Below are 24527 nucleotides of genomic sequence, written 5' to 3' on the forward strand. Positions count from 1 at the left end.
GCCGCAGCAATCAGCAAACCATCGGCGCGTAGGACGTGCCCCCCCCCTGTAAGGGCGAACCGGCCCGGGCGTTCGACGAGGGAACCCGCTCGGAGATCGGCAAATGCGTACCAGGCTCGTGGCCCTCGCTCTCGTCCTCGCTTCGGTAGGTCCGTTGCCCGGCTGCGCGAGTACGGCCAGCTTCAGGCTCAGTGCGGCCCGGGGCGTGTCGCCGGCGGCCGCGCCGGCTCCGGGGCCTCAGCTGCTGACGGAATCGCCCTTTCGGAAGCCCTACGAGCGGGAGAACCTCTCCGAGGAGGTGTTGCAGCGGGTGATCAACGCCCCCGTCGCACCGGAGTTCCCCGCACGCGCCGGACTCGTCGTCCTCGATGCCCCCTTCACCCGCCGCGCCTATTCGGGACTGGTCCCGGGGGACGACGCTCCGCAGCGGCTGGCTCGCCGCATCGAACGGTCGCGCTTCTTCGTCATGGTGAGCGACATCGCTCCCGAACTCGCGGATGGGCAGCACCTCGAGAGCCTGCGCGAGGTCGCCGCCCGCTATCGGCTCAAGTACCTCGTGGTCTTCAGCCGCAAGTACGTCGACCGCTCGGGGGTCAACGCCCTCGGCTGGACCTGGCTCACGGTGCTCGGCGTCCCGTTCGTTCCCGCCTACACCCTTCGCGCGAGTGTGTTGGCGGAGGCCACCCTGCTCGACGTGCGCACGGGCACGCTGCTCTTCTCGACGCAGCTGCACGGCGAGGGAGCGGAGAGGACCACGCCCTTTGCGGTGGATGGCAAGCTGAAGCGGCTACAGCAGCAGGTGAGTCGCCTGGTCGTTGACGCGCTCGCCGAGCGTTTCCTCGAACGGTGTCGACGCCTCGCCGCGCAAGAGCACGACCGCAGCCCCGCCGCGGCAGAGGGCCCCGGCGCGGCGCAGCGTATCTTCTAGGGCCTTCCGCGCTGCTAGCGCTTCGCCGCGGCGCGTTCGGCGCGCATGCGCTCCCGGTTGCGCTTGATCCGTTCCTTGAACTTCTGCTTCGACACGCGGCGCCGCATCTTCGGTGACCGTCGGTTATCGCCCCAGCCCATCGCTTGCTCTCCATTCGTCTCGAGGATTGACCGGTCCGTGTATCAAGACTACACCTAGGTTGTCAAATGCCAGACGGAGAGCGCGATGCGGCCATTCATGCGAACGGGGGAGTTGGCTCTGGTCCTGCTGGTCGCCGTGGGGTGTGGCGACAGCGGCGGGAAGCAGGACGCCGGCAAGGGCGCGGACCTCGGGCCGACGCGGGATGCCCGGTCGGGCGACCGGGGGACCGCTGACGCCGGGGCGGGTGATGCGGGCAAGGACCAGGGGATCGCGGACGCAAGCGGGCCCTCCTGCGCCGCGTCCTTTGCCAGCTGCACCGCCTTCGAAGACAAGACGGCTACCTCCGCGGTCATCGAGTTCGGCGGTGCCGCCGGCTCCGCGTATTCGCCCAACTGCATCAAGGTCAAGATCGGCCAGTCCGTGACCTTCAAGGGCAACTTCGAGACCCATCCCCTGAACCAAGCCTGTGGGCCGGACAAGGTGATCAAGAAGACCGTCTCGACGGGCACCTCCTCGAGTTTCAGCTTCCCCCGCGAGGGGATCTTCGGGTACTACTGCGGCTTCCACGGTCAGGCGACCGGCGCGGGGATGGCCGGTGCGATTCAGGTGGTGAAGTAGCCTCCGTCCCGGCCGTTTCGACGGTCCGGTCACACGATCGAGCGCGAGAAGATGAGAAAGCGAATCCTTGTCACGGGCGGGGCCGGCTTCCTCGGCTCGCATCTCTGCGAGAGGTTGCTTCGCGACGGGCACGAGGTCGTGTGCCTGGATAACTTCTTCACCGGGTCGCGGCAGAACGTCGAACACCTGCTCGACGACCACCGCTTCGAGCTCGTCCGCGGCGACGTGAACGACCCGCGCGTGCTGGAGGTGGACGAGGTGTACCACCTCGCGTGTCCCGCCTCGCCGATCCACTACCAGCGGAACCCGGTGCGGACGATCCGGACGTGCGTCATCGGCACGCTGAACATGCTGGAGATGTGCCGCGAGGTGCACGCCAAGCTGCTCATCGCCTCGACCTCCGAGGTCTACGGGGATCCGGAGGTGCACCCGCAGACGGAGGCCTACTGGGGGCACGTGAATCCCATCGGGCCCCGAGCCTGCTACGACGAAGGAAAGCGCTGCGCCGAGGCCGTGGCGGTGAGCTTCGCGCGCCAGTACTCCGTCCCCGTGCGCATCCCACGCATCTTCAACACCTACGGCCCGCGTATGCACGAGAACGACGGTCGCGTGGTGTCGAACTTCGTCGTCCAGGCCTTGCGTGGAGAGCCGATCACCGTCTACGGCGAGGGGCGCCAGACGCGGTCCTTCTGCTTCGCGACGGACCTCATCGAGGGCTTCGTGCGGCTCATGGCCTCGGACCTGGATGCGCGCCCCGTCAACCTCGGCAACCCCGACGAGCAGACGATCGGGGAGCTGGCTCACCGCATCGTGCAGCTCACCGGGTCGCGCTCGACCATCGAGAACCGGCCGCTCCCGAAGGACGACCCGGTTCGCCGCAAGCCGGACATCTCGCTCGCGAAAGATGCCCTCGGCTGGACCCCGAAGGTCTCGCTCGAGGAGGGGCTCAAGGCCGTGGTGGAGGATTTTCGCGCGCGGCTGGCCAGCGAGGGCCGCGTCGGCTGACCCCCGCTCGAGCGCCAGCCGGACTCCCGCTCAGGATTCTTCGCCGACGTCTTCGGGAGCGCCTTCCGGCGCGTCCTCGGGGGCGTCTTCGTGGACGATCGTGGCGCGCTTCTGCACGAAGGCCTCGATGCGCTGGCGATCGTCCTCGTGGAGGTTCAGGAACCGGATCCCCATTCCTGCCACGCCCTCGGGCCCCGGTCCCTCCTCGCGGATCCAGCGGACCTCGCCCTTGACGAAGATGGTGAGCTCGTCGTCCGGCAGCGAGAACTCGACGACCAGGACGGTGCCGATCGCCTGCGGCTCGCGGGTGGCGACGAAGAGTCCTCCCTCGCTCACGTCGTTCATGTGGCCGGAGTAGAAGTTGGTCTCGCTGCTCAGCGATACGCTGGCCTGGAGCTCCGTTCGAACGTGCTCGCGGCGGTTCGTCGCCGCGTCATCCGCGCCGGGGCGGCGCCAGAGAATGGCCGAGTCCCGGCCGGCGCCTGGCTTGGGCGCATTCTCGGTCATGACGACCTCCGTCGGTCGGTGTGGTGCCCATTACTTGCGCCCCCTCGGCACATCGGGCAGCATCATGCACCTACAGCTTGGCTAATCATAGTCGTTGAGAGAACGAGATGCTACGCCATCCTTCTGTCCTGGCCCGCTGCAACGTAGCCGCCCTCGTCGTGGTGTTTGGCGCCCTGGGCGGCGAGGCGGCGCGGGCCCAGCAGACCCCCCGGAACCTTCATTTCGACCTGCAGTCCTTTCACGGCGCAGCCACGGCGGGGGGCCTCCTGAGTCTGGAGGGCACAGAGATCGGCATGCACCTCGTGCCGCGGGTGGGTCTGAACCTGACCTACCAGCGTCAGCCGCTGGTCTACGAGGCCTTCGGCACCAAGACCGACGCCGTGGCGAACCGCTTCGCCGGTGAGCTCTGGGCCAGCATCGGCTTCCTGAATCGGCTGGAGCTGGGTCTCGCCCTTCCCGTGGTTTTCTACCAGAACGGCGACGCCGGCAGCTTCGGGACGGCGGTGGCCAAGGGCGGCCTGGGTGACCTGCGCGTGGTGCCCAAGGTGCGGCTCTTCGGCAACGGGCTCAAGGGGCTCTCCATGGCCCTGCTGGCGGAGCTGCGCATCCCGACGGCGCGCGACGACTCGACGGCGGGGGGGGGCTTCACTTTCGAGCCTCGCCTTTCTCTCGGCTATCGGTATCGGCCCCTCTCTGCGCACCTCAACTTCGGCTATCGTCTGCAGCCGGCGCGGGAGCTCTTTACCCTCGCGGTGGACGACCAGCTCCTCTTCGGCCTCGGCGTGCAGTACCGCATCGTGAAGCCCCTGGCCGCGCTGGCCGAGCTCACCGTCGCTGCCGCGGCGGCGGCTCCCTTTTCGGACAGTCAGCGCACGCCCGGCCAGGCCATGTTCGGACTGCGCTATTCGATCGGTGATTTCGCCGTGACGGCTGCGGCGGGGCCCGGCCTCATCGGGGGGTACGGGTCGCCCGCGGTGCAGGCGCTGGCCAGCGTGACCTACGACCCGGGTGGCGTGGACGCCGACGGGGATCGCATCCGCGACGCGGACGACCAGTGTCCGCTCGACCCCGAGGACCGAGACGGCTTCCAGGACCGGGACGGCTGCCCCGACCCCGACAACGACGGGGACGGCATCCTGGACCTCCGCGACAAGTGCCCGAACGAGCCGGAGGACAAGGACGGCTTTCAGGACGAGGACGGCTGTCCGGACCCGGACAACGACAAGGACGGGGTGCCGGACAGGGACGACAAGTGTCCGCTCGAGCCGGAGGACAAGGACGGCTTCGAGGACCAGGACGGGTGCCCTGACCCGGATAACGACAAAGACGGGATCCTCGACAAGGACGACAAGTGCCCGAACGAGCCCGAGGTATTCAACGGGGTGGAGGACAAGGACGGTTGTCCCGAGCCCGACAAGGACGCCGACGGGATCCTCGACCAGGACGACAAGTGTCCGACGGAGCCCGAGGACAAGAACGGGGTCGAGGACGACGACGGGTGCCCCGACGACCCGGACAAGGACAAGATCTACGGCGACAAGGATCGCTGCCCCAACGAGCCGGAGACGGTGAACGGGTATCAGGACGACGACGGGTGCCCGGACGACCCGACGCCCAAGGCGGTGATCCGCAAGGACTCGATCTGGACCTCGGAGGCCATCTACTTCGACTTCGACTCCTGGCACGTGAAGGGGCGCTTCCGGCCGATGTTGCGCAAGGTGGCGCAGGCCATCATCGAGGCCAAGACCATTCACGTGGTGTACGTGGAGGGGCACGCCGACCAGCGGGGCAACGAGGCGTACAATCAGTGGCTGAGCTTCAACCGGGCGATGAACGTGGTGCGCGTGCTCCGGGAGATGGGGGTTCCGCGGACCAAGCTGCGAGGTGTCGGCTGGGGGCTGCAGCGTCCCTGGGACACCAACCAGACGACCGAGGGGATGGCGCGGAATCGCCGCGTGCTCTTCCACGTTGAGTACAAGTCGGACCGCGTCAAGCGAACGGATGGCGAGAAGACCGGTCCGGAGAAGAAGGATGCGCCGAAGAAGACCGGAGATGCCAAATGACGAGACGGGTCCGGTCTGAACTGGGGAGCTGCATCCTGGCGGCGCTTCTCTGGCTCGCGCCCGGCTGGTCCTGGGCGCAGGCCACCGACGCCGACAACGACACGATCAGCGACGTCGACGAGGACGCCGCGGTGAAGATCGACAGCGACGCCGACAAGGTCCCCGACTACCTCGATCCCGAGACGGACGGCGACGGTATTTCGGACGCGATCGAGGCCGGAGACAGCGATCTGGGCACGCCGCCGGTGGACACCGACAAGGATGGGATACCGGATTTTCGCGACGTGGACTCCGACAACGACGGCGTGCCGGACGCCGTGGAGGACGCGAACGGCAACGGCAAGCTGGACAAGGACGAGACCGACCGGCTGGTCGGGGACACCGACGGCGACGGGCTGCTGGACGGCCAGGAGGATCGTAACCACAACGGCCAGGTAGACCCGGGCGAGAGCGACCCGACGAAGCCGGACAGCGATGGGGATGGGATCCAGGACGCGCGGGACCGTTGCGCGCTGACACCCGAAGACTTCGACGGCATTCAGGACCAGGACGGGTGCCCCGAGGACGACGCCGACGCGGACGGTCTGCCGGACGTGCTCGAGAAGGGGCACCGCTGCCTGAATCCCCTCAACAGCGACACGGACGCGGACGGGTTGCTGGACGGCCAGGAGGATCGGAACCGGAACGGCCAGGTGGACCCCGGAGAGACGGATCCCTGCCACCCGGACACCGACCGGGACGGTGTGGTGGATGGGAACGACCGGTGTCCTCTCGAGCCAGAGGACCTGGACGGCTATCAGGACCGCGACGGCTGCCCCGAGGGTGGGCCGCCGGGGCCGGACAAGGATAGCGACAAGGACGGGCTGCCGGACCGCATCGAGATCCCGGGGTGCACCGACGAGTTCGATCCCGACACGGACAAGGACGGCCGGAGCGACGGGGACGAGGACGCGAACCACAACGGCCGCGTGGACGCCGGCGAGACCGACCCGTGCGTGGCGGACGTCTACCCTCGCGGCGGCGCGGGCTGCGCCGTGGGACGGGCCTCCGAGGGAGGTTCCGGGGCGCTCGGGGCGATCCTCCTGATCGGGCTGCTGCTCTTCGGGGCGGCGATGCGTCGGCGGCGGGGCTCTGACTAGCGCGCGGTCGTCCCTTCGGTTGCGCTCCATCGGTCGGTCATGCTCAACTGCTGCGCGTTTCGCCGCGAGACGGCGACGACTTGGAGGCTCGTGATGAAGGGAAGACTCATGCTGGCTGCGGTGGGGGCCGCACTTCTACTGGCCGGTGGGTGGGGCTGCGGGGGCTCGAAGAACGCGCTCTACATCCGGCCGTTCGCGCAGACGGACGTTCGGCTTCAGGCGGGGCAGCGCTACGCCCTGAAGATCGTGCTCAGCGAGATGGTCGAGACGAAGATGTTCGTGGACATCGAGAACCGGTACTCCGAGTTCGTCCAGTTCTCCGCGCAGAGCGTGGCCATTCCGCCGGGGGAGACGCAGGCGGTCGTCGAGGTGACGGGCCTGAAGCCGAGCGCGCAGATGCTCGAGGTGACGTTCAAGCTGCGCGATACCTCGGAGACGCAGGTCTGGACGGTGAAGATCGAAGGCAGTTAAGGTCCCCGCGACGCGCCTCAGCCCGCGGACTCCTTCCACCCCGAGATTCCCGCGCACGCCTGGCGCCCGCGCCTTGCACGCCCCCACGCGGCGTGCTTGGCTAACCATCGCCCAATAGCTCGGAGACCCTCATGTCCACGAAAGCCAAAGTGGTGGTGCTCAAGACGAGACCGGAGACGGTTCTCGACGATTACCGTCGACTGCTCGAGCTCGGCGAGGTCGAGAAGCATCTGGACCCGAAGAGCACCACGATCCTGAAAGACAACATCTCCTGGCACCTCTTCTTCCCGTCGTCGAACACGACCCCCTGGCAGCTCGAGGGCACCATCCTCGGTCTGTGGAGCCGAGGCTACGGGGACCTCGTGGACGTGCATAACAAGACGGTCGTGACGATCACCGACAAGGGGGAGCGGCTGAACAAGTACGCGCCCATCCTGGCGCGCTACGGGGTCCCGACGAAGTACAACTTCAAGCCCGAGGACATGACGTGGGTCACCTACCGGCCCAAGGGCCGGATGCTCGTGCTGCCGCAGATCTACCCCGAGGGGATCACGCTGCCCGACTACTTCTTCGGCAAGAACATCGTCCATCTGCCGACGGTGAAGACGCACTCCTACACCACGACCACCGGGGCGATGAAGAACGCGTTCGGCGGGCTGCTGAACCTCAAGCGCCACTACACGCACACCTGGATTCACGACACGCTGGTGGACCTCCTCACGATCCAGAAGGAGATCCACTCGGGCCTGTTTGCGGTGATGGACGGAACGACGGCGGGTGCCGGCCCTGGCCCGCGAACCATGATCCCGCACGTCAAGAACGTGATTCTGGCCTCGGCCGATCAGGTGGCCATCGACGCGGTGGCGGCCAAGATGATGGGCTTCGACCCCATGTCGCTGCGTTACATCGCGCGCGCCACGGAGCTGGGGCTCGGCACGGGCCGGCCGGAGGAGATCGAGATCGTCGGGGAAACGGACGCCCTCAACTGGAACTGGAACTTCGAGGTGGGGGTGAACTTCGCCACCGGGACCGGGCGGCTGCTCTGGCACAGCCCGCTCAAGGTGATGCAGAAGGCGCTCTTCCACACGCCGCTGGTGAAGGTGTTCATCTTCGGCTCCGAGGTCTTTCACGACCAGGTCTGGTACCCGGTGTGGGGGCAGAAGGTCGTGGACGAGTGGTTGAACGGCACCGAGTGGGGAAGGCTCTGGCGCGAGTACCCGGACGAGCTCGGCGGGCGTTTCCCGTCCCTCTCGCCGGGGGATCCCGCCCGGCTTCGCCCCGCCGGAGGCCCGGATCTTGCGCGTGCTGGCTAGGTCAGGCGCCAGTCGAGACGCCCGTCGCCTCCCCCCGGCGCTTCGCGCTGCGTTTGTAACGGCATAAAATATATTAAGTTTTAGGCGTTCGACCGGGTGCGGCGAGAGCAGCCGCCCCCCTCTTCGAAAATCGGGAAGAAGCGCCCTACCGCCTCGTAAGTCTTGAGCACATCCTGGCGCACTCGAGAGAGGAAAACGCACATGCTTCTTAGCAGTCGAAGGGCGGCGGGCCCGTTTGCGGCCGCGCTACCGGTGATCGGTCTGATCTTCGCGGGCTGCGGGGAGCAGCTTCCGGGCTCCACGAACGATGACCTGACCTCGGCCGAAGCGGTCGAGCGGACGCTCGAGCTCAAGGGCTACGTCTACGTGGCGAGCGGCGCGAGCGCGTCCACGATTCAGAGCGAGATCTCCCGACAAGTGCGAACGGCCTTCGGGCCGCTGCGCATCGCGAAGATCAGCGTCGACGACCGCGAGTTCCGGCACAACGTCGCGTCGGCGCAGCTCTCGAGCCAGAGCCTGGACCTGGTGCGGAAGCAGAGCGGCACGGTGACCAAGATCGGTACCGTCCAGCGGGTCAGCTACACGTACAAGGCGCGAGCGCTCGTCCACAAGAGCAAGGCCGACAAGACCAGCCTCTCGGTGGCGCTCCTGATGGGGAACTACCAGGGTTTCGTCTCGGAGATCCTCGAGAAGTGCGTCGAGAACGTGGAGCACGACCGAGATTTCGCCTCCTCCTTCTGGTACGTCTGGTCCCCGGCCGAGACCGGCTGCCAGGCCCTGATCTCCAAGGAGGTGGAGGAGATCAACGCGGCCCGGACGGGGCTCGCCGAGAATCAGCTCTCGGAGCGCGAGTACGGCCGCCGCTACCTGCCGCTGAACGCGAAATTCATCGCGCCCGCGAGCGCCGCTCCCACGAGCTACCCGGAGTACGACCGGCTCTACGGGCTCGGCGAGAGCGGGAAGACGCGGCTCGTGGTCTACAACATTCTGGGCCTCGCGGCCCACGACGACGACCCGGCCGACGAGCAGCACGAGAACGACATGGGCTTCCTCGAGTACTTCAAGCTCTTCAAGAACCTGAGCGACAAGTGGGGCAGCTCGCTGAAGGTGCTGTCCAGCTCGCAGGTCAGCCCCCTCAGCTTCACCTACGATGGCAACACCTACACCGCGACGTTCAACCAGCTCCACCAGTGGGTGGTGAGCCAGAGCGGCTTTCCGTCGGGCGTGAGCGACACGCGGGCCTTCCGCCGCGCGATCCACGACCACATCAAGCTCAAGTGGATCAACCTGGAGGTCCCGTTCGAGGTGACCGGCCGCGGCACGACGAAGAAGATCACGCTCGAGATCCGCAGCGTCTTCGGCACCGAGTCGGGCTGGGGGATGACCGACTACTTCCGCCAGGCCTTCAAGAACGGCGACGTGGTCCTCTACGACGGACATTCGTACATCGGATCGGGCCCGCTCGACCCCTACAACTTCAGCCGGTCCGACTTCAAGAGCGGCTACCAGATCCTGTTCTTCAACTCGTGCGTGTCGTTCAACTACTACGGCGTGAACTACTTCGCCCACAAGGCGGCAGGGAGCCAGGACCTGGACCTCGTGACGAACGGGATCGAGGTGTGGATCCAGGGCGGCGGGGCGAGCCTCGGCCAGTTCATCGTGGCGCTCTTCGACGGAAGCCAGCGCACCTGGCGCAGCGTGCTCGAGGCCACGCGCTACAAGACCTACTACTCGGGGTATCACGACCCGAACCGCAACGTGGATGGCGAGACGGACAACAAGTACAACCCGACGCAGACGCCGATTCAGGTGAAGGTGGGCTCGGGCGGCGGCGGCGGGACGCTCGCCGTGCAGAACACCACGGCGTCCTGCGGCAAGACGGTGAGCGGCACGATCGAGCTCTCGGCCACGTCGGCCACGGCGACGAAGGTGACGTTCCTCGCCAACGGGCGGTCGGTGGGGACGGTGTCGAGCGCCCCCTTCAAGACGAGCTGGAACACGACGCAGGTGGCCGACGGAGCCGTGACGCTCACGGCGCGCGCCCAGGACGCGTCCGGTGCGACGGCCGAGGCGAGCTGCTCGCTCACGGTGCAGAACGGCGGAGGGGGCGGTGACCTCTTCTTCGACAACCTGGACGGGAGCACGAGCGGGTGGACTGCGACGGGCCTCTGGCACCTCGCGGCGGGCAGCACCTGTGCCAGCCCGGGCTACGCCTCGGCGACCAAGGCCTGGTATTTCGGCAACGACGCGAGCTGCACCTACAAGGCCAGCGGCGCGGCGAAGGGGATGCTCACCTCGCCGGCGATCGACGGCGTGACGGAGGGGTCCAAGCTCTCGTTCCAGTACTACCGCGTCGTGGAGCAGGCCTCGGACGGGGCCTACGACAAGACGGAGGTGCAGGTGGCCGTGGACGGCAGCTCGAGCTGGCAGAGCCTGTGGAGCAAGGACTCGAAGAGCACCTCGTATCGCTCGTGGAAGGCCTCCGGGGACCTGAGCCTCGCGGCCTTCGCCGGCAAGCGCATCCGGGTACGCTTCGTCTTCGACTCGGTGGACGACTACAGCAACGACTACGTCGGCTGGCTGATCGACGACATTCGCGTCACACGGTAGATTCAGAAACGTCGTTCTAGTACCAGCTAGCTCTTTCGGCCAGCACCTGCTCCGGGCGGTACCACAGGCCCCTGAGCTCCCCCACGAGATAGAGCGACCCGGTCACCACGAGAAGGTCCGACGGAGCGGCCCCGGCCGCGGCTGCGGCGAAGGCCTCCGTCGGATCGGCGATCGCCCTGGCGCCGGAGCCCAGCGCGCGCGCGAGCTCTTGCGCCGGGTGGGCGGGCTTGCCGAAGACGCGGGGTTCGGTGGCCACGACCGTCGTGGCGCGGGCGGCGAGGGAGCGCAGCGCCTCCTCCAGGGCGCGTCCCGCGAGGACTCCCACGACGAGGTGGACCCGGCGTGACGAGGCAGCCCGCAGCAGGGACTCGAGAGCGCGCAGCTTGTCGGCGTTATGCGCGCCGTCGAGGAGCACGGGGCAGGGGCTGGGACCGCCCCGGGGGAGGAGCTCGGCGCGCCCCGGTAGGCGGGCTGCGGCGAGCCCAGCGCGCACGGCGGCCTCGTCGATGGAGGCGCCGTCGAGGTCGAGCTCTTCCAGCGCGGCGAGGGCCAGGGCCGCGTTCTGCGCCTGAAAGGCGCCGCGCAGGCCGAGGCGGAGCGCGTCGAGCCGGAAGCGTCGTCCTCGGAAGGCCAGCGTCGCGCCGTCGCCGTCGAGCTCGTCCTCTGCCGGCGCGGTCGTGCGCGCCTCGTCCGGCCTCACTACGCGAAGGGCGGCGCTGACCTCGTGAGCTCGCCGGCGCGCTGGGACCACCGCGGCACCGTCCAGCACCACGGCCCGGCAGCTCTCGCGGATGATGCCCGCCTTGTGCTCCGCGATGGCCTCGACGGTTTCGCCGAGGACCCGCTGGTGGTCGAGGCCGACGGAGCCGACGACGGCCACCAGGGTCTCGACCACGTTGGTCACGTCGTCGCGTCCGCCCACCCCGGCTTCGATCACCGCGAGCTCCACGCGTCGTCGACGGAAGTGCTCGAGCACGCACGCGGTGCTCGCGAGGGCGTGTAGCGGGACCTCGGGTCTTTTCCAGCGCGTCGCGACGGGGCGAATCCACTCCGCGAGGGAGTGGAGCTCCTCGGCGGTCGCGTAGCGGCCGTCGACCCAGAGCTTCTCCGTGGCGACCTGCAAATAGGGGGAGGTGTGCAGGCCGACGCGGCGACCGCTGGCTCGGAGCACCTCCGCGATCATCGTGGCGACGGAGCCCTTGCCCGAGGTGGCCGCGACGTGAATGGTGGGCAGGCCGCGCTCGGGATGACCGAGCTCGTCGAGAAACGCCTCCATCCAGGCGCGACGGGTCGGGGAGGCGGGGAGCTCCGGGGGCGCCGGCCGGATCAGCTCGTCGTCCAGATAGCGTGCTGCGGCGCGGTATCGAGCCCAGGCGGCGTCGGGCGCCGTCATGGTCGCGAGGGCCCGGCGGGGCCCGGGGGCTGAAGCGGCTCGTCCCCGGGGCGGAGGTGACAGGTGCTGCAGAGGGGGCGCGCAGCCTCGACCTGCGGGCACGAACCCTCGGGGCGCCGCGGCGCCGTGGCGGCCGTGGCGTGGCAACGGGCGCAGCGCAAGGATTCGGAGCGTGCGAGGAGGCGGCAGCGATGTGCGGGGCCGGACGCGCGCGCGGCGGGGGGACGATGACAGGCGCCGCAGGGCTGGTGGTTCCGTTCGGGGCGGCGGGCCCAGGCGTTGCGGAAGGGGAGGGGCGAATCCAGGAGCAGCCAGGTGTAGCCGATGAGCGCGGTGAGCGCCTCCTCGCCGGCGGGGCGCGAGCCGAAACGGCCGCGATAGGTCTGGTCGGTCAGGCGCCACATGGTGGACTCGGGATGGCGTCGGCGAGGGTCGAGGAGGAGCTCGCGGAGCTCTCGCTCCGGCAGGCTTCGGTGGTGGCGGAGATCCGGTCCCACTCCCGTCGTGGAGCCGCCGGGCCGGTGGCAGCCGACGCAGCCGGCCGCGAGCCACTCCTCGCGCGCGCGATCGAGCCACGGGGCGCCGGGAAGTCCGCCCGGGACGTGGCAGCGCGCGCACGCGAGCTGACGCTGGGCCTTGGGCCAGAACGGAGCAGGGCCCTCACCTGGGGCCGGCCCGTGGGCCAGCGCGTCGAGGCGTCGGCCGTCGCCGCCGTGACAGGGGGTGCAGCCGAAGCGCCGGAGGTCCGCGTGACCCGGGATCGCCGGGTGCGGACGGCCGTCGCGACGCGCGCCCGCCTCGTGGCACGAGGCGCAGCGTTCGGAGGTGCCCGAGGGGGTGCGTAGCTCGACGACGCTGGCTCGACGGCGCACGTCGGTCACGAGCACGGCGCCGATGGTGCCCGCCATGAGGCCGATCAAGAGGACGTTCGTCTTGCGGTGCCTGCGGGGGGCGGAGCCGGCCTTCATGGGCGGAGCCATCCGACGAGCGTGGCAGCGCCGAACCCGAGCAGCCCGATGGCGACCAGGAGCCGGTAGGGACCCGGCCAGCGCGGCCGTCGCGCGACGACCAGGCCGGCGAGGAATACTCCGCAGAGCGCGAGCGTCGCGACCCACCCGCCCCAGCTCGGCCAGAGGCCGTCCCCCGCTGCGGCGGCGAGGAGAAACCAGGGGAGCGTGGCAGGAGCGTGCGCGTTCGCCCCCTGATAGAGGTGACCCACCTTGGGCGGGAAGAGCGCCGCGGCGACGAGGATCACGAGCGCCAGGGCCAGCCCGCTTCGCAGCCGCGGACTGTCCAGGCCGCGGTCGAGCTCCGTCGGTAAGCGGGGTCCGATGGCCACCGCGGCGAGCATCCACCCTGCGGGGAGGAGCGCGATGTGGATCCAGTACGCGCGCTGGAAGACCGCGGCGGGCCCCCCCGTTTCTGCCACGAGCCGACGCCCGTCCTCGGCCGACAGGCCGGGCAGGAGGGCGAGCAGGTCGTGGGCCCGCAGCGCCAGCGCCCCCGCGGCCTCGTCGGCGGGGAGGAGGCTCCCCGAGCAGCTCAGTCCGACCCCGACGGGGAGCAGTGCGGTGAGGGCGAGCCACCGGCGGCGGCCGACTGGCGCGGCGCCGAGCAGCACCTGGAGCGCGGCCGCAGAGAGGGCGAAGAGGGGCAGGAGGAGCCCGGCTAAGTGATGCAGGCCGAAGAGCAGGCGGCCGAGAGAGCCCACGGTGAAGAGCTCCACGAGGGCGGGATGTCCGACGGTGGGGTTTCCTCCCTGGAGCATGACGAGCGGGGCGCCGCTGACGGTCAGCAGGATGGTGGTGGCGACGCAGGCGGCGGCGAGTTCGCCGGCGAGGCGGTCCCTCCGCGACGGAAGGCCGACCGGCGGGGAGTCAGCTCTCGCGGCCTCGGACGTCGCCGGAGAGGGGAGCGTCGGCGCGCGCACCTCGTGCGCCGAGGCCGTCTTGGACGCGCCCTCGCGTTCGGGTGGAACGACCGACGAGCGCGGTCGTTTCTTTCCTCGGCTGCTCTTGCCCATCGCGGAAGACGCGTTCGACTCGACGATACCAGCAGCCGGGCGTCATAGCGAATCGAGGAAGCGGAGCAGCGCCTGACGGTCGGCCTCGGGGAGGCGCACGAAGCGATCACGCACGGCCTGGGCCTCGCCGCCGTGCAGGCGAATGGCCTCCTCGAGGCTGGAGGTGCGCCCGTCGTGCAGGTAGAACGGGGTTCCGCCGAGAAGGGCACGCACGAGGCCCAGCCCCCAGAGCGGCGTGGTGCGCCATTGACGGCCGGTGGCCTGTCCTTCGGGGAAGTTGTCCGCCAGGGCGGGCCCCAGGTCGTGCAAGAGCAGATCCGAGTAGAGCGGCACCGCGCGATGGCTGAGGGCGGCAATCGGGCTGGCGCCGGTTCTTAACGACGGAACGTGGCAGGTGGCGCACCCGACGCTGCGGAAGACCCGCTCACCCTGCTGCACGGTGGGGTCGTCCTCGTCGCGCCGCGGCGGGGGCTTCAGGGTCCGGAGGTACATCACGACGTCGCGCACCGTGGGCGCCGGGACCTCGGGATCGGGGACCGTGTCCCCGCTCGGTCCGCCGACCCGAGGGTTGTAGACGTCCACGGGCTCGAAGTCGGTGGTGAGGCCCATGTCGTTCAGGTAGGCGCCGACGGTCTGCTGCAGCAACGTGACCGCGGTGGCCTTGCGTCCGAAGCGAGCGAGGACTCTGCCATCCACCGGGCGCTGACCGTCCAGAGGCTCGATGTACGCGGGTGGCACGACGTAGTTGGGAACGCCCCTGATGCCATCCCCGTCGCGGTCCTCCGGGTCCGCGTGCGCCAGGATCTCTGCCTCGGGGATCGCCTCGACGAGGCCGATCCCGGCCACCACGGGGCCGCTGCGAGTCGACAGGCCCGTGACCCCCGAGGGGAGTGTCTCGGCTTCGTAGCCCGGCACGGCGCGGTCCTGCAGCTGCGGTCCCCCGAGGTGCCTGAGGTAGTCGAAGCGCGCGGCCGAGAGCGGGTCTCCGCGACCGAAGCGGACGAGGTTCGTCGCGGGGTGGCCCTTTCCGTCGGAGAGATGACAGCTATTGCACGACGGCTGGTTGAAGACGGGCCCGAGGCCGGTCTCTGCCGAGAAGGTCTCGCTGAACGCCTCGTCGCCACGCGAGAAGGAGGCGAGCTGAGTGCCCGTGAGACCCGGGATGGGGCCGTCCAGGCTCTCCCGTTCGTCGGGCGCCTCGGTGAAGAGGGCGCCGCATCCCGCCGCACCGACGAGGAGCAGGCCGAGAAGAGGCCGGGGGGGGCTGCGCAACCCGCGTGAGCTGGTCGTGAGGTGGTGGGTGGACATCGCGAGCCTCTAGAAGTAGGTGGCCAGCCCGCCCAGGACTCCTGCGCCCCGGGAGGGTCGGTGAAACGCATCCATCAACCAGTCGTGGTGGTAGACGAGCCGCAGGGCGGTGGTCGGCGCCGGGCGGAACGAGAGGCCGAGAGTCAGCCGGGTGACCTCGTCGCCGAGACCCTCGCCCGTGCGGCGGTAGCCGTAGGCCAGGTCCACGAACTCCACGCGGCTCGTCACGGCGAGCGAGGCCTGTTCGAAGCGCCACAGCCGGCGCTGAAGGACGCGGTAGCTCCCCTCGAGGAAGAAGCCGAGCTGTCGCGTGGCTGCCAGGTCTCGCAGGCTGCCCGGCACGTCCAGGATGGCGAGCGCGCCTTCGCCTCGCAGCGTGAGCCGCCCTCGCTCGAACTCGGCGTCGGCTGCGAGGACGGTGACCCAGCGCGCGTCGTCCACGGCGCGGCCGTCCACCCGGAAGCGGTTGTAGACCCCGGTATAGAACGAGAGGGCCACCTCGAGGCCTCCCGGGGGGCTGTAGGCCAGCCGCCCCGTCACCGCGGGGCTGCCGTTGTTGTCGGCCTCGAAACGCCGGACCATGCGGCCCTCCGAGAGTCGCGTGCCGTCGGCGGCGAGGAGTCCGTCGCCGAGTCCGTTCACGAGATAGAGCTCGTAGGTGAGGCGGTGCCGACGCCCCGGATAGAAGGCCCCGAAAACACCTCCGCCGACGTCCGACCAGGTGGAGGGAATGATGCGCGTCGAGACGAGCGGTCGGTCGACCACGTCGTAGCGCGGGGAGTCGTGCGTGATGTTGAAGCGCCCCACCGGCACGAGGAGGATCCCCGCTCGCAGATTGATGGCATGATGGAAGAGTAAGTCCACGAGCGCCGTCTCGAGCGCGATCTCGCGCGCCCCGTGCTCGAATTCCAGCTCCGAGGTCAGCCGGATGAAGCGCGTGATCGTCGAGGAGAGGAAGATGTTGAAGCGGCGGGCCTCGAAGGAGAAGCCGTCCGACACCCCCTCCTCGCGTCGGTAGCCGCCCGACAGATCGATGTAGCCACCGACGGCGACCGCCGAGCCGACACGGACGAGATAGGGGCGGTCGTAGATCCCGCCGCGCACGAGGGGCTCGGTCTGGCGAGGAGCGGAGGAGCCAGCGTGCGTCTCCGCGGTGCGAGCCGCCTCGGGGCCGGGCAGGGCGAAGCGCGCCGGATAGGTGGCGGGCGGCGCGCTGTCCCCGCGGGCCGAGGGGGTGGCGGAGACCACGGCGGCCGCCAGGCTGACGACGAGCGTGACGCGATTCATGAGCCCACCGTGATCCAGAGGCCATTCGCGTCGGTCTGCGCTGGCAACCTGCGCAGGGGCGCCTCGGCCGGGCCTCGACGCACGGCCCCGCTCGCGTCGAACTGCGAGCCGTGACAGGGGCAGTCGAACCCCTCGGGGACGGAGTCGAGGGCGCAGCCTCGATGGCTGCACGAGAGGAGCAGCGCGCTCAGGCCACCACCCTCCAGGCGTCTCACGCCGATGGCGGGCCCGAGGCCCTCGGCGTGGACCACGAGGAGGTCGTCGGCGTGGCGCAGTCGGGCGAGCTCCTCGGTGGGGATGCGGATGCGGCGCCCGTCTCGCCGCGCGCGATAGGTGAGGGGAGTGAAGCATCCCGTGAGTGTTTCCGCGCCGCCGAGGCAGAGTCCCGCGGCTGCCCAGCCCCCGAGGCCGGCGAGTGCGCGCCGGCGTGTCAGTCCGGGAGGGGCCTCGCGCTCGGTAAAAAATTTAGGTGGACCGAAATATTTATCACGCATGACCATAACTATTGTTCCGTTGAGGTGAGATGTCAACGCCTGGCTGACCCCGCCGTCGTTGTAATCCTCCGGCGTTTGCGTAGACTCGCCGGACCATGGGCGAGCTCGCAGCCGAGGTGTCGGAGAACTACCTGAAGTGCATCTACCAGCTGTCGCTCGACAGCTCCCCGGTGAAGACCTCGCGTCTGGCCGAGGCGCTCGACCTCAGTCCGGCCGCTGTGACCGAGATGCTCAAGCGGCTCGAGGAACAGAAGCACGTGACCTACCGTCCGTACCGCGGTGTGGCTCTCACGCGGCGGGGACGCGAGCGGGCGCTCCTCGTCTTGCGGCGGCACCGGCTGTGGGAGGTCTTTCTCTACCGGGTGCTGGGAATGCCCTGGCCCGAGGTGCACGAGCATGCCGAGCGGCTCGAGCACGCCACGGACGACCTCCTCGCCAATTTCCTCGACGAATACCTTGGACGGCCGAGCATGGATCCGCACGGGCACCCTATCCCCGGCCGAGACGCCTCGATCGCCGAGGTGGAGCGGCTCCGGCTCACGAGCCTTCCGGCGGGGAGCCGGGCCTCGGTGGTTCAGTGTTCGAACGAGGACCCGGCGCTGCTCGCGTACCTGAAGGGCCTCGGCCTCGTCCCGGGCGCGCGGCTGGCCGTGGTTGCGCACGCGCCCTTCGCAGGCCCCCTCACGCTGGAGGTGGAGGGTCGGAGCTGCGTGTTGGGACTCGAAGCGGCGCGCACGTTGATCGTGCAGCGCATCGACGAGGCGTGGCAGGTGGAGGCACCCACGGGGGCCGCGGTCGGGAAGGTGCCGTCGAAGTCGCGGTCGAAGGGACCGGCGAGAGCTAGCCGGGTTCCGGCCCGCAAGAAGCGGCGAGCGCGGCCCCGTTGACGGCGGCGGGGGGCACCCGTCCCTCGAGAACCGCGCGCACGTTCGCTGCGGCGAGCTCGGCCATGCGGCGCCGTGTCTCGAAGGTCGCGCTGCCAAGGTGCGGCAGCAGGACGACGTTGGGTAGGTCCGCCAGGCCGCCGGCTAGCGCGGGCTCTCTTTCGTAGACGTCCAGGGCCGCACCGGCGAGTTCTCCCGCCGCGAGGGCGCGTGCGAGCGCGACCTCGTCCACCACGGGTCCCCGTCCCGTGTTGATGAGGTAAGCGGTTCGTTTCATTCGTCCCAGGGCGCGGGCATCGAGCAGATGCCGGGTCTCGGGCGTCAGCGGCGCGTGGATCGAGAGGATGTCCGACCGTGAGAGGAGCTCCTCGAAGGGGGCGGCGTGGGCGAACGTGCCGCCGAGATCGAACGAGGACGGTAGGCTCGGACGCTCCGCGTAGAGGACCGTGAGCCCGAAGCCGGCCGCACGGCGCGCGACCGCCTGGCCGATGGCTCCGAAGCCGAGGATGCCGAGAACCTTTCCAGAGAGCTCGGTACCGAGGAGCAGCGTCGGCCCCCAGCCGACGAATTGCCCTGACCGCACGAGTCGATCTCCCTCGACCACGCGTCGGGTGACGGCCAGCAGCGCGGCCCAGGTCAGGTCGGCCGTGGCCTCGGTCAGCACCCCCGGGGTGTTGCAGACCCAGATCCCCCGGCGCGTGGCCGCGGCGACGTCGATGTTGTCGTAGCCGACGGCATAGTTGGCGACGACTCTCAGGCGGTGAGCGGCGGCGAGCACGTCGTCGGTCACCGGCACGGTCAGGAGGCAGATGAGCGCGTCCACCTCCTGTAGCGCGCGGCCGAGGGCCTCGGTCGTGGCGATGCCGGGTGCGACGAGAAGCTCGCAGCGTGGCTCGAGCGAACTCAACCCCCCTTCGACCAGGGGGTGAGTCACGAGAACCCTCGGCTTCACGGGGTCGGGACGAGCGGAGGGACGGGCGTGGAGGGAGTCGCTAGCTTTCCTGCCCGATCTTTGTCGCTGCGAACGCTCCGAAGGCGTAGAAGAGGATCTTTATCAACCCTCCTACGTTGAACGCGAGCATGGCGAAGAAGATCACCTCGCCTATGATGCCCAGCGCCGGGGCGATGATGCCGAACATCTTCCCCTTGTTCACGAAGCACATGATGCCCGCCACGATGCACAGGATCCCGGAGAGCAGGATCACCACGCCCGCGACCATCAGGCCCGTGCCAGCGGAGGAGGCCTGCTTCAGGTTCTCCATCGCTTGTTTGGCGGCCGGATCGTTCATCTTCGCACCGGCCTTTTCCGCGGCCTTCGCCAGCTCGCCGGTCATCTTCGACGCGCCGCTGACCAGCCCACCTCCGGCGACCGAGCACCCACCGCCGATCAGGCTCCAGATACCGACGAGCAACAGGACCACTCCACCCGCGATGCGCATTCAATCCTCCTTACAGTTGAGTTGGTACCGCAGGCCCTCGAGAGGCCGAGGGGGTACGCGAGAAACGTTCGATGCGTTGGACGACGGCTTCCGAGGTTAGACGAGAGCCTGCACGTGGGCAACATAATTGTGAGCTGCGGCACACGGCTGTCACCGTCGATGATACGGGAGTCACGCGCTTCCCTTCCTGTACTGCGTGTCGCGCGCGCGACGCTCGCGGGCGGGCCGCCCTCGCTGGTCAGACCGGGCGCGCCTTGACCCCTCCCTTTCCGTATGGGAGCTTCGATGCGGCGTCCGAATGATGCGGACGGGTGCATCGGGACGACGACAGGGGCCGAACACCATGCGCATCGTGGCAGGGATCTTCTTACTCGTCTCGGCCTTGCTCTCCCTGGTCATTGGGGGCGGCCTCGCTCTCAGCTCGCGGTACGAGAAGTTCCAGGCCCAGATCAGGGCGGAGGACCTTTCCACGGTAAGCGAGGATCTCGTCAGCCCCGAGGAGCTCGCGAAGCTCAAGCAGCGCGGCAAGGTGCAGACCCGCGGCGCGGGGCTCCGTCCGCTGGCGATCGGCGTGGGCGTGGGGGCGACAGGGCTGCTCGACCTGGTAGCGGGGATCCTGCTCCTGCTACGGCGCGGGCGGCGTTTCGTGATCGCGGTCGTCGTCGTGTCGCTGCTCGCCGTTGGCGTGGCCCTCGCGCTAGAGGGGTACCTCTTCCTCGGGGGCATCTCGCTCGGCCTGCTCACCGTGGCAGGCGCCGCGGCGCTGCGGGCGCCTTCGGCCCGACCAGTCTGATCTCCAGGGGCTCGTCGCCCGGATTTCCACCGGAGGTACCAGTCACATGCCGCGATGGCCAAGAGATGCGGCGTTCGTGCTTGCGCTGCTGGTCGTCCCCGCCGGGTGCCGAGAGCGCGCTGCTCGGGGACCCGAAGCGCAATCGACCAAGGTGGCGGCGTCGCACGATGCGGCGGCGTTCCGTGCCCCTCCGCCCGGGCCTGCCATCTTCGCTCGCCCCGCCTTTGCCCAGGTTCGCACCGGTCCTACGGAGGTCTCGCTCTCCGACGTGGCCGAGCGGGCGGTCAAGAGCGTGGTGAACATTTCGACGACGCGCGACGCCGACGCCGCGCTCCCCCGCGCCGACGACTCACCCTTCGGATTACCACCGGGACGGCGGGCCCAGAGCCTTGGGTCGGGGGTCATCGTGAGCGCCGACGGGCTGGTGCTGACGAACCATCACGTGGTGGCCAAGTCGTCGGAGATTCGCGTGACTCTCGCGGACGGCCGCGAGCTCAGGGCGGCGCTGGTCGGCTCCGATCCGAAGAGCGATGTGGCGGTGCTTCGCCTTCAGCAGCCGTTCGCCAACGTTACGCCCATCGCGCTGGGAGACTCCTCCAGGCTCAGGCTGGCCGAGGTGGTGCTCGCGATCGGTAACCCGTTCGGCGTGGGGCAGACGGTCACGCTCGGGATCGTGTCCGCCACGGGCCGTGCCGACATGGGCATTGTGGACTACGAGGACTTCATTCAGACCGATGCCGCCATCAACCCCGGGAACAGCGGCGGGGCGCTGGTGAACCTCCGGGGCGAGCTCGTGGGGATCAACACGGCGATTCTCTCGCGCAGCGGAGGGAGCCAAGGGATCGGCTTCGCGATCCCCACGGGGATGGTGCGACCGATCATGGAGAGCCTGCTCAAGCACGGACGCGTCATTCGTGGCTGGGTGGGAATCGCGATCCAGCCGCTGACGCCCGAGCTGGCCAAGGCGCTCCGGCTCACCGTGGAGCGCGGTGTGGTCGTAGCGGACGTGCAGGCGGGCAGCCCCGCGGCCAAGGCGGGCCTCCGCCGGGGAGACGTCGTGACGGCCATCGACGGTCAGCCCACGAGCTCGGTAGCGAAGCTGCGAAACCGTATCGCGACCGGGCAACCCGGTCGTCGCGTGAGCCTCTCCGTGGCGCGCGGGGCGGAGGTCTTCACGGTGGCCGTAGAGCTGGCGACCCTGCCGAGCGACCGCATCGCGCGCCTCGACAAGACGCAGGGGGCGCTCGGTGGACTGACACTGCAGACGGTCACGGACGAGGTGCGGCAGAAGCTGGGGTTGCCGCCCAACGTGGAGGGCGTGCTCGTGACGGCGGTCGAGCCGCGCAGCGCCTCCGCCGCAGCGGGGTTTCAGGTGGGGGATGTGATCCTCGAGCTGAATCGCCGGTCGGTCGCGAACGCCCTGCAGTTCTCCCTGCTCTATCGACAGACGCGCGGGAAGGTCCTGCTGCTCGTCTACCGCGACGGGAGCACGCTCTACCTGATGCTCGAGAAATAGCGCGCGTAGGGGACGAACGGGTCGGTCTTTCCTCGACCGGGCGTGGATGCGTCCGCCTACAACTTGATCCAGCGCGTGCGGGTGGTCTTCTGTCGCTGCACGACGGTCACGAACGTCACGCGCTTGCGCCTTCGCGGGTGTGCCAGCGTCAGCTCGTATTGGCCGGGCCTGAGCGGGATGCGGCCCTCGGTGCTCACCCGCCCGATCGCCCGCCCGTTCACGTACACGTCGGCGGGCAGATTCGATCGCACCACGACGTAGCCCACGCGACGCGCGTCGGGCTCGGCGGTGAGCGTGATGCGGCGCCTCGGTTGCGGACGGCCCCGCAGGTCCACGAGCTCGGACCAGCTCACGTACCCGGGGCGACGCACGCTCAGCAGGTAGACGCGCTTCGGATCGAGTCCCTCCACGGTGCAGGTGGCCCGGCACTGCTTGATCCCGTCGAGGAAGACGTCGGCTCCGGCGGGAATCGATTCGACGGTTACCAGGCCGCCCGAGGCCGTCGGTCGGGGGCGGCTGTCGGAGGGCCGGGCGTCGGCGCGAAGGTCGGGCGCCCCGAGGTCGGTCGCGCGCGTTCCGTCGGGGCCTCGGTCTGCTGCGGCTTGCGCGTCTGCCCGCGGCCTCTGGGGCGCGTGTGCGGCGAGGGTGGTGCCGCTATCCGGTGCGGTCCGTCGCGGCTCCACGAGGGAGGGACCGCTCAACCCCACGGCGACGACGATCGAACCGGCCAGGGCGAGGAGGAGGAGCGCGCCGGCCAGGAGAGCTCCGCGCGATGGTCGCCCCAGCGCCGTGCGCAAGCCTCCGAGGAGCGGGCGCGACCGGCCACCGTGACGTGGAACCCGCACGGGCGCGGGGCCCGCGTCGGTGAGCTCTACCGATTCCGCCGGCCTGCGCGGGGCTGCGCGTCGCGTGAGCGGCAGGGGTGCGACCTCGGCGGCGGCGCGTTCGGGTGGACGCTCCGGCTGGTGCGGTCGTTCCTCGGTCCGCGAGGCCGCAGCGACACCTCCGCGGAGCTGCCGCGTGTGCTCCTCGAACTCGAAGGGCGCGGCGTCGCGCGCGCTAGCCGGGGGAGTGCGTCGCCCCAGGTCGGCCGACACCTCGACGAGCTCCTCGGACGCGGCGGGCTTGCGGGGGAGCGCCTTGGCCTGGCGCGTGGTGGAGAAGGCGATCGTCGTGTCGTCCTCGTGGCTCCAGTCCTGGGAGACGCCCTCCTGGGAATCGGCCCCCGAGCGGGGCGGGCCCGAGGAGCTGGTGGTCGGGAAGAGGGGGAGCGCGTCGCCGCTGCTGGCCGGCGGCTCCTCTCCGAAGTCCATCACGTCCGTGGCGTCGAAGTCCGGCTGACTCTGGCCCTCGGCATGCGGCGACCATCCGGCCCCGCCGCCGTCCCGTCGCGCCCCCGGGGGACGCCCGGCGGCGGATTCCGACCGCTCCCGACGGGGCGCTCCGTCCTCCCCGGCCCGGCCTGCGTGACCCGCGAGCGACGTCATCACGCTGGTCAACGCGACCCCTGAGAGGCTGCGCGAATCCTCGGTCAGCACTTGCGTGCCTCCCTCGGGCTCGGCGTCGGCGTCCTCCTCGCGGTTCCAGCGCGACGGGTCGTTCCCGCAGGTCTCCACCAGGTGCGCCGCCAGATCGGGCGCTCCCATGAGCATCCCGTTCTGAAACGCGACCTGCACGAGGGCATCCTGGAACTCGGCCGCGGTCTGATAGCGCTCGTCCGGCTCGACGGCCAGGGCCCGGCGCATGACGTCGTCGATGCCGCGCGGCATGCGCGTCTCCCCCTCGAGCAGGGGGACCGGCTGCCCGTAGATCTGATCGGGGGTGGTGAGCAGGTCGGCCACGAAGAGCCGCTCGCCGCTCAGCATCTCGTAGAGGCAGACCGCGGCTGAGTAGAGGTCGCTGCGGTGGTCGAGCGGTCGGTCGGCGCGCGCCTGTTCGGGCGACATGTACCCGACTTTCCCCTTCACCCGATAGAAGACGGACTTGTGGGTCGAGGCCTTGGCGATGCCGAAGTCGGCCAGCTTCACCTCGCCCGCCCCCGAGACCATGATGTTGGAGGGGGAGACGTCGCGGTGGATGAGCTTCAGGGGCTGGCCGTCGCTGCTCTTCTTGTCGTGCGCGTAGCCGAGGGCGCTCAGCACTTCCCGGGCGATGAACATCGCCGCGGCCGCGTCGAGCTGCCGGTGACGGCGCTTGATGCGGCGAAGGAGCGTTCGCAGGTCCCCGCCGCGTACATACTCCATGACGATGAAGTAGTCGGACCCGGCGGCGACGAGATCGATGGTGTGGATGATGTTGGCGTGGTCGAGGCTCGCGGAGAGCTTGGCCTCGCGGAGAAAGAGATCGATGAACTCCTGCTGCGAGGTGAACTCGGGGAGGAGCTGCTTGAGCACTACCTCCTTCTCGAAGCCGCCCATCCCGACCTTCTTGCCCAGGTAGATGGCGCCCATCCCCCCCTCGGCGAGGTACTCGACGATGACGTAGCGGTCCGCGTCGGTTTGGAGGATGGCGCGTTCCATGGCTCAGGAGGTCGCAGCGGGGCGCGATGGGTCAGGCGCCCGATCCGGTGGCGTTCGCTCCGCGCCGTCCGTCGGG

At 69.5% G+C, this 24527-nt stretch carries 21 protein-coding genes; 11 read left to right on the forward strand and 10 right to left on the reverse strand.

Translation table 11 applies throughout. From position 1 onward, the window contains the following. Positions 1-103: 103 nt before the first annotated feature. The 3 genes from IT371_24940 (at position 104) to IT371_24950 (ending at position 2692) form a co-directional block, all read left to right on the forward strand. Positions 104-928 carry a hypothetical protein gene (locus IT371_24940; GenBank protein MCC6750926.1) on the forward strand — a complete coding sequence of 275 codons (825 nt, stop codon included), beginning with the start codon at positions 104-106 and terminating at the stop codon, positions 926-928. A 225-nt stretch (positions 929-1153) separates the two neighbouring features. Continuing rightward, complete coding sequence (locus IT371_24945) at positions 1154-1687, forward strand: hypothetical protein (GenBank protein ID MCC6750927.1); 534 nt, start codon at positions 1154-1156, stop codon at positions 1685-1687. Between the two features lie 51 nt (positions 1688-1738). Continuing rightward, positions 1739-2692, forward strand: a complete 954-nt coding sequence (locus IT371_24950; protein ID MCC6750928.1) for an SDR family oxidoreductase — start codon at positions 1739-1741, stop codon at positions 2690-2692. A gap of 30 nt (positions 2693-2722) precedes the next feature. On the opposite strand, the gene IT371_24955 is transcribed toward IT371_24950, so the two are convergent. Then, positions 2723-3199, reverse strand: coding sequence for a TIGR02266 family protein (locus IT371_24955; GenBank protein ID MCC6750929.1), 477 nt, complete (start codon positions 3197-3199; stop codon positions 2723-2725). A 107-nt stretch (positions 3200-3306) separates the two neighbouring features. On the opposite strand from IT371_24955, the gene IT371_24960 reads away from it, so the two are divergent. The 5 genes from IT371_24960 (at position 3307) to IT371_24980 (ending at position 10795) form a co-directional block, all read left to right on the forward strand. Beyond that, a complete protein-coding gene (locus IT371_24960; protein ID MCC6750930.1) occupies positions 3307-5262 on the forward strand; it encodes an OmpA family protein in 1956 nt (651 codons plus the stop codon). Then, positions 5259-6401, forward strand: coding sequence for a hypothetical protein (locus tag IT371_24965; protein MCC6750931.1), 1143 nt, complete (start codon positions 5259-5261; stop codon positions 6399-6401). The genes IT371_24960 and IT371_24965 overlap by 4 nt, the downstream gene beginning before the upstream one ends. Positions 6402-6494: 93 nt before the next feature. After that, positions 6495-6872 (forward strand): hypothetical protein, encoded by a 378-nt coding sequence (locus IT371_24970; protein MCC6750932.1) that lies wholly within the window; start codon positions 6495-6497, stop codon positions 6870-6872. Positions 6873-7003: 131 nt separating this feature from the next. Continuing rightward, positions 7004-8185 (forward strand): DUF362 domain-containing protein, encoded by a 1182-nt coding sequence (locus IT371_24975; protein MCC6750933.1) that lies wholly within the window; start codon positions 7004-7006, stop codon positions 8183-8185. 201 nt (positions 8186-8386) lie between these two features. Further along, complete coding sequence (locus tag IT371_24980; protein ID MCC6750934.1) at positions 8387-10795, forward strand: hypothetical protein; 2409 nt, start codon at positions 8387-8389, stop codon at positions 10793-10795. 16 nt (positions 10796-10811) lie between these two features. On the opposite strand, the gene IT371_24985 is transcribed toward IT371_24980, so the two are convergent. Genes IT371_24985 through IT371_25010 form a run of 6 tightly spaced genes read right to left on the reverse strand, consistent with a single transcriptional unit; the run spans position 10812 to position 17300 of the window. After that, the gene (locus tag IT371_24985) at positions 10812-12188 is read right to left on the reverse strand and encodes a bifunctional folylpolyglutamate synthase/dihydrofolate synthase (GenBank protein MCC6750935.1); all 1377 of its coding nucleotides are present in this window, start codon (positions 12186-12188) and stop codon (positions 10812-10814) included. Beyond that, positions 12185-13156, reverse strand: coding sequence for a hypothetical protein (locus IT371_24990; protein ID MCC6750936.1), 972 nt, complete (start codon positions 13154-13156; stop codon positions 12185-12187). Before IT371_24990 ends, IT371_24985 begins: the two co-directional genes overlap by 4 nt. After that, positions 13153-14211 (reverse strand): hypothetical protein, encoded by a 1059-nt coding sequence (locus tag IT371_24995; protein MCC6750937.1) that lies wholly within the window; start codon positions 14209-14211, stop codon positions 13153-13155. The genes IT371_24990 and IT371_24995 overlap by 4 nt, the downstream gene beginning before the upstream one ends. Positions 14212-14253: 42 nt before the next feature. After that, positions 14254-15519, reverse strand: coding sequence for a thiol oxidoreductase (locus IT371_25000; GenBank protein ID MCC6750938.1), 1266 nt, complete (start codon positions 15517-15519; stop codon positions 14254-14256). A gap of 9 nt (positions 15520-15528) precedes the next feature. Continuing rightward, the gene (locus IT371_25005; GenBank protein ID MCC6750939.1) at positions 15529-16806 is read right to left on the reverse strand and encodes a hypothetical protein; all 1278 of its coding nucleotides are present in this window, start codon (positions 16804-16806) and stop codon (positions 15529-15531) included. Then, entirely contained in the window at positions 16803-17300 is a 498-nt protein-coding gene (locus IT371_25010; GenBank protein MCC6750940.1) for a Rieske (2Fe-2S) protein, read from the reverse strand. The genes IT371_25005 and IT371_25010 overlap by 4 nt, the downstream gene beginning before the upstream one ends. 95 nt (positions 17301-17395) lie before the next feature. Between IT371_25010 and IT371_25015 the strand changes: the two genes are divergently transcribed. Then, the gene (locus tag IT371_25015; protein ID MCC6750941.1) at positions 17396-18187 is read left to right on the forward strand and encodes a metal-dependent transcriptional regulator; all 792 of its coding nucleotides are present in this window, start codon (positions 17396-17398) and stop codon (positions 18185-18187) included. On the opposite strand, the gene IT371_25020 is transcribed toward IT371_25015, so the two are convergent. Further along, positions 18141-19136 (reverse strand): D-glycerate dehydrogenase, encoded by a 996-nt coding sequence (locus IT371_25020; protein ID MCC6750942.1) that lies wholly within the window; start codon positions 19134-19136, stop codon positions 18141-18143. The genes IT371_25015 and IT371_25020 overlap by 47 nt on opposite strands. 40 nt (positions 19137-19176) lie before the next feature. Then, positions 19177-19623, reverse strand: a complete 447-nt coding sequence (locus IT371_25025) for a hypothetical protein (protein ID MCC6750943.1) — start codon at positions 19621-19623, stop codon at positions 19177-19179. Positions 19624-19966: 343 nt separating this feature from the next. Here IT371_25025 and IT371_25030 point away from each other — a divergent pair, with 343 nt between their 5' ends. Then, on the forward strand, positions 19967-20416 hold the full coding sequence (locus tag IT371_25030; protein ID MCC6750944.1) for a hypothetical protein: 450 nt from the start codon (positions 19967-19969) through the stop codon (positions 20414-20416). Positions 20417-20462: 46 nt separating this feature from the next. Continuing rightward, a complete protein-coding gene (locus tag IT371_25035) occupies positions 20463-21932 on the forward strand; it encodes a Do family serine endopeptidase (protein ID MCC6750945.1) in 1470 nt (489 codons plus the stop codon). A gap of 56 nt (positions 21933-21988) precedes the next feature. On the opposite strand, the gene IT371_25040 is transcribed toward IT371_25035, so the two are convergent. Beyond that, positions 21989-24451 (reverse strand): protein kinase, encoded by a 2463-nt coding sequence (locus tag IT371_25040; GenBank protein ID MCC6750946.1) that lies wholly within the window; start codon positions 24449-24451, stop codon positions 21989-21991. Positions 24452-24527: the final 76 nt, after the last annotated feature.

The sequence above is a fragment of the Deltaproteobacteria bacterium genome, assembly GCA_020848905.1.
In the GTDB taxonomy this organism is placed as follows: Bacteria; Myxococcota_A; Polyangia.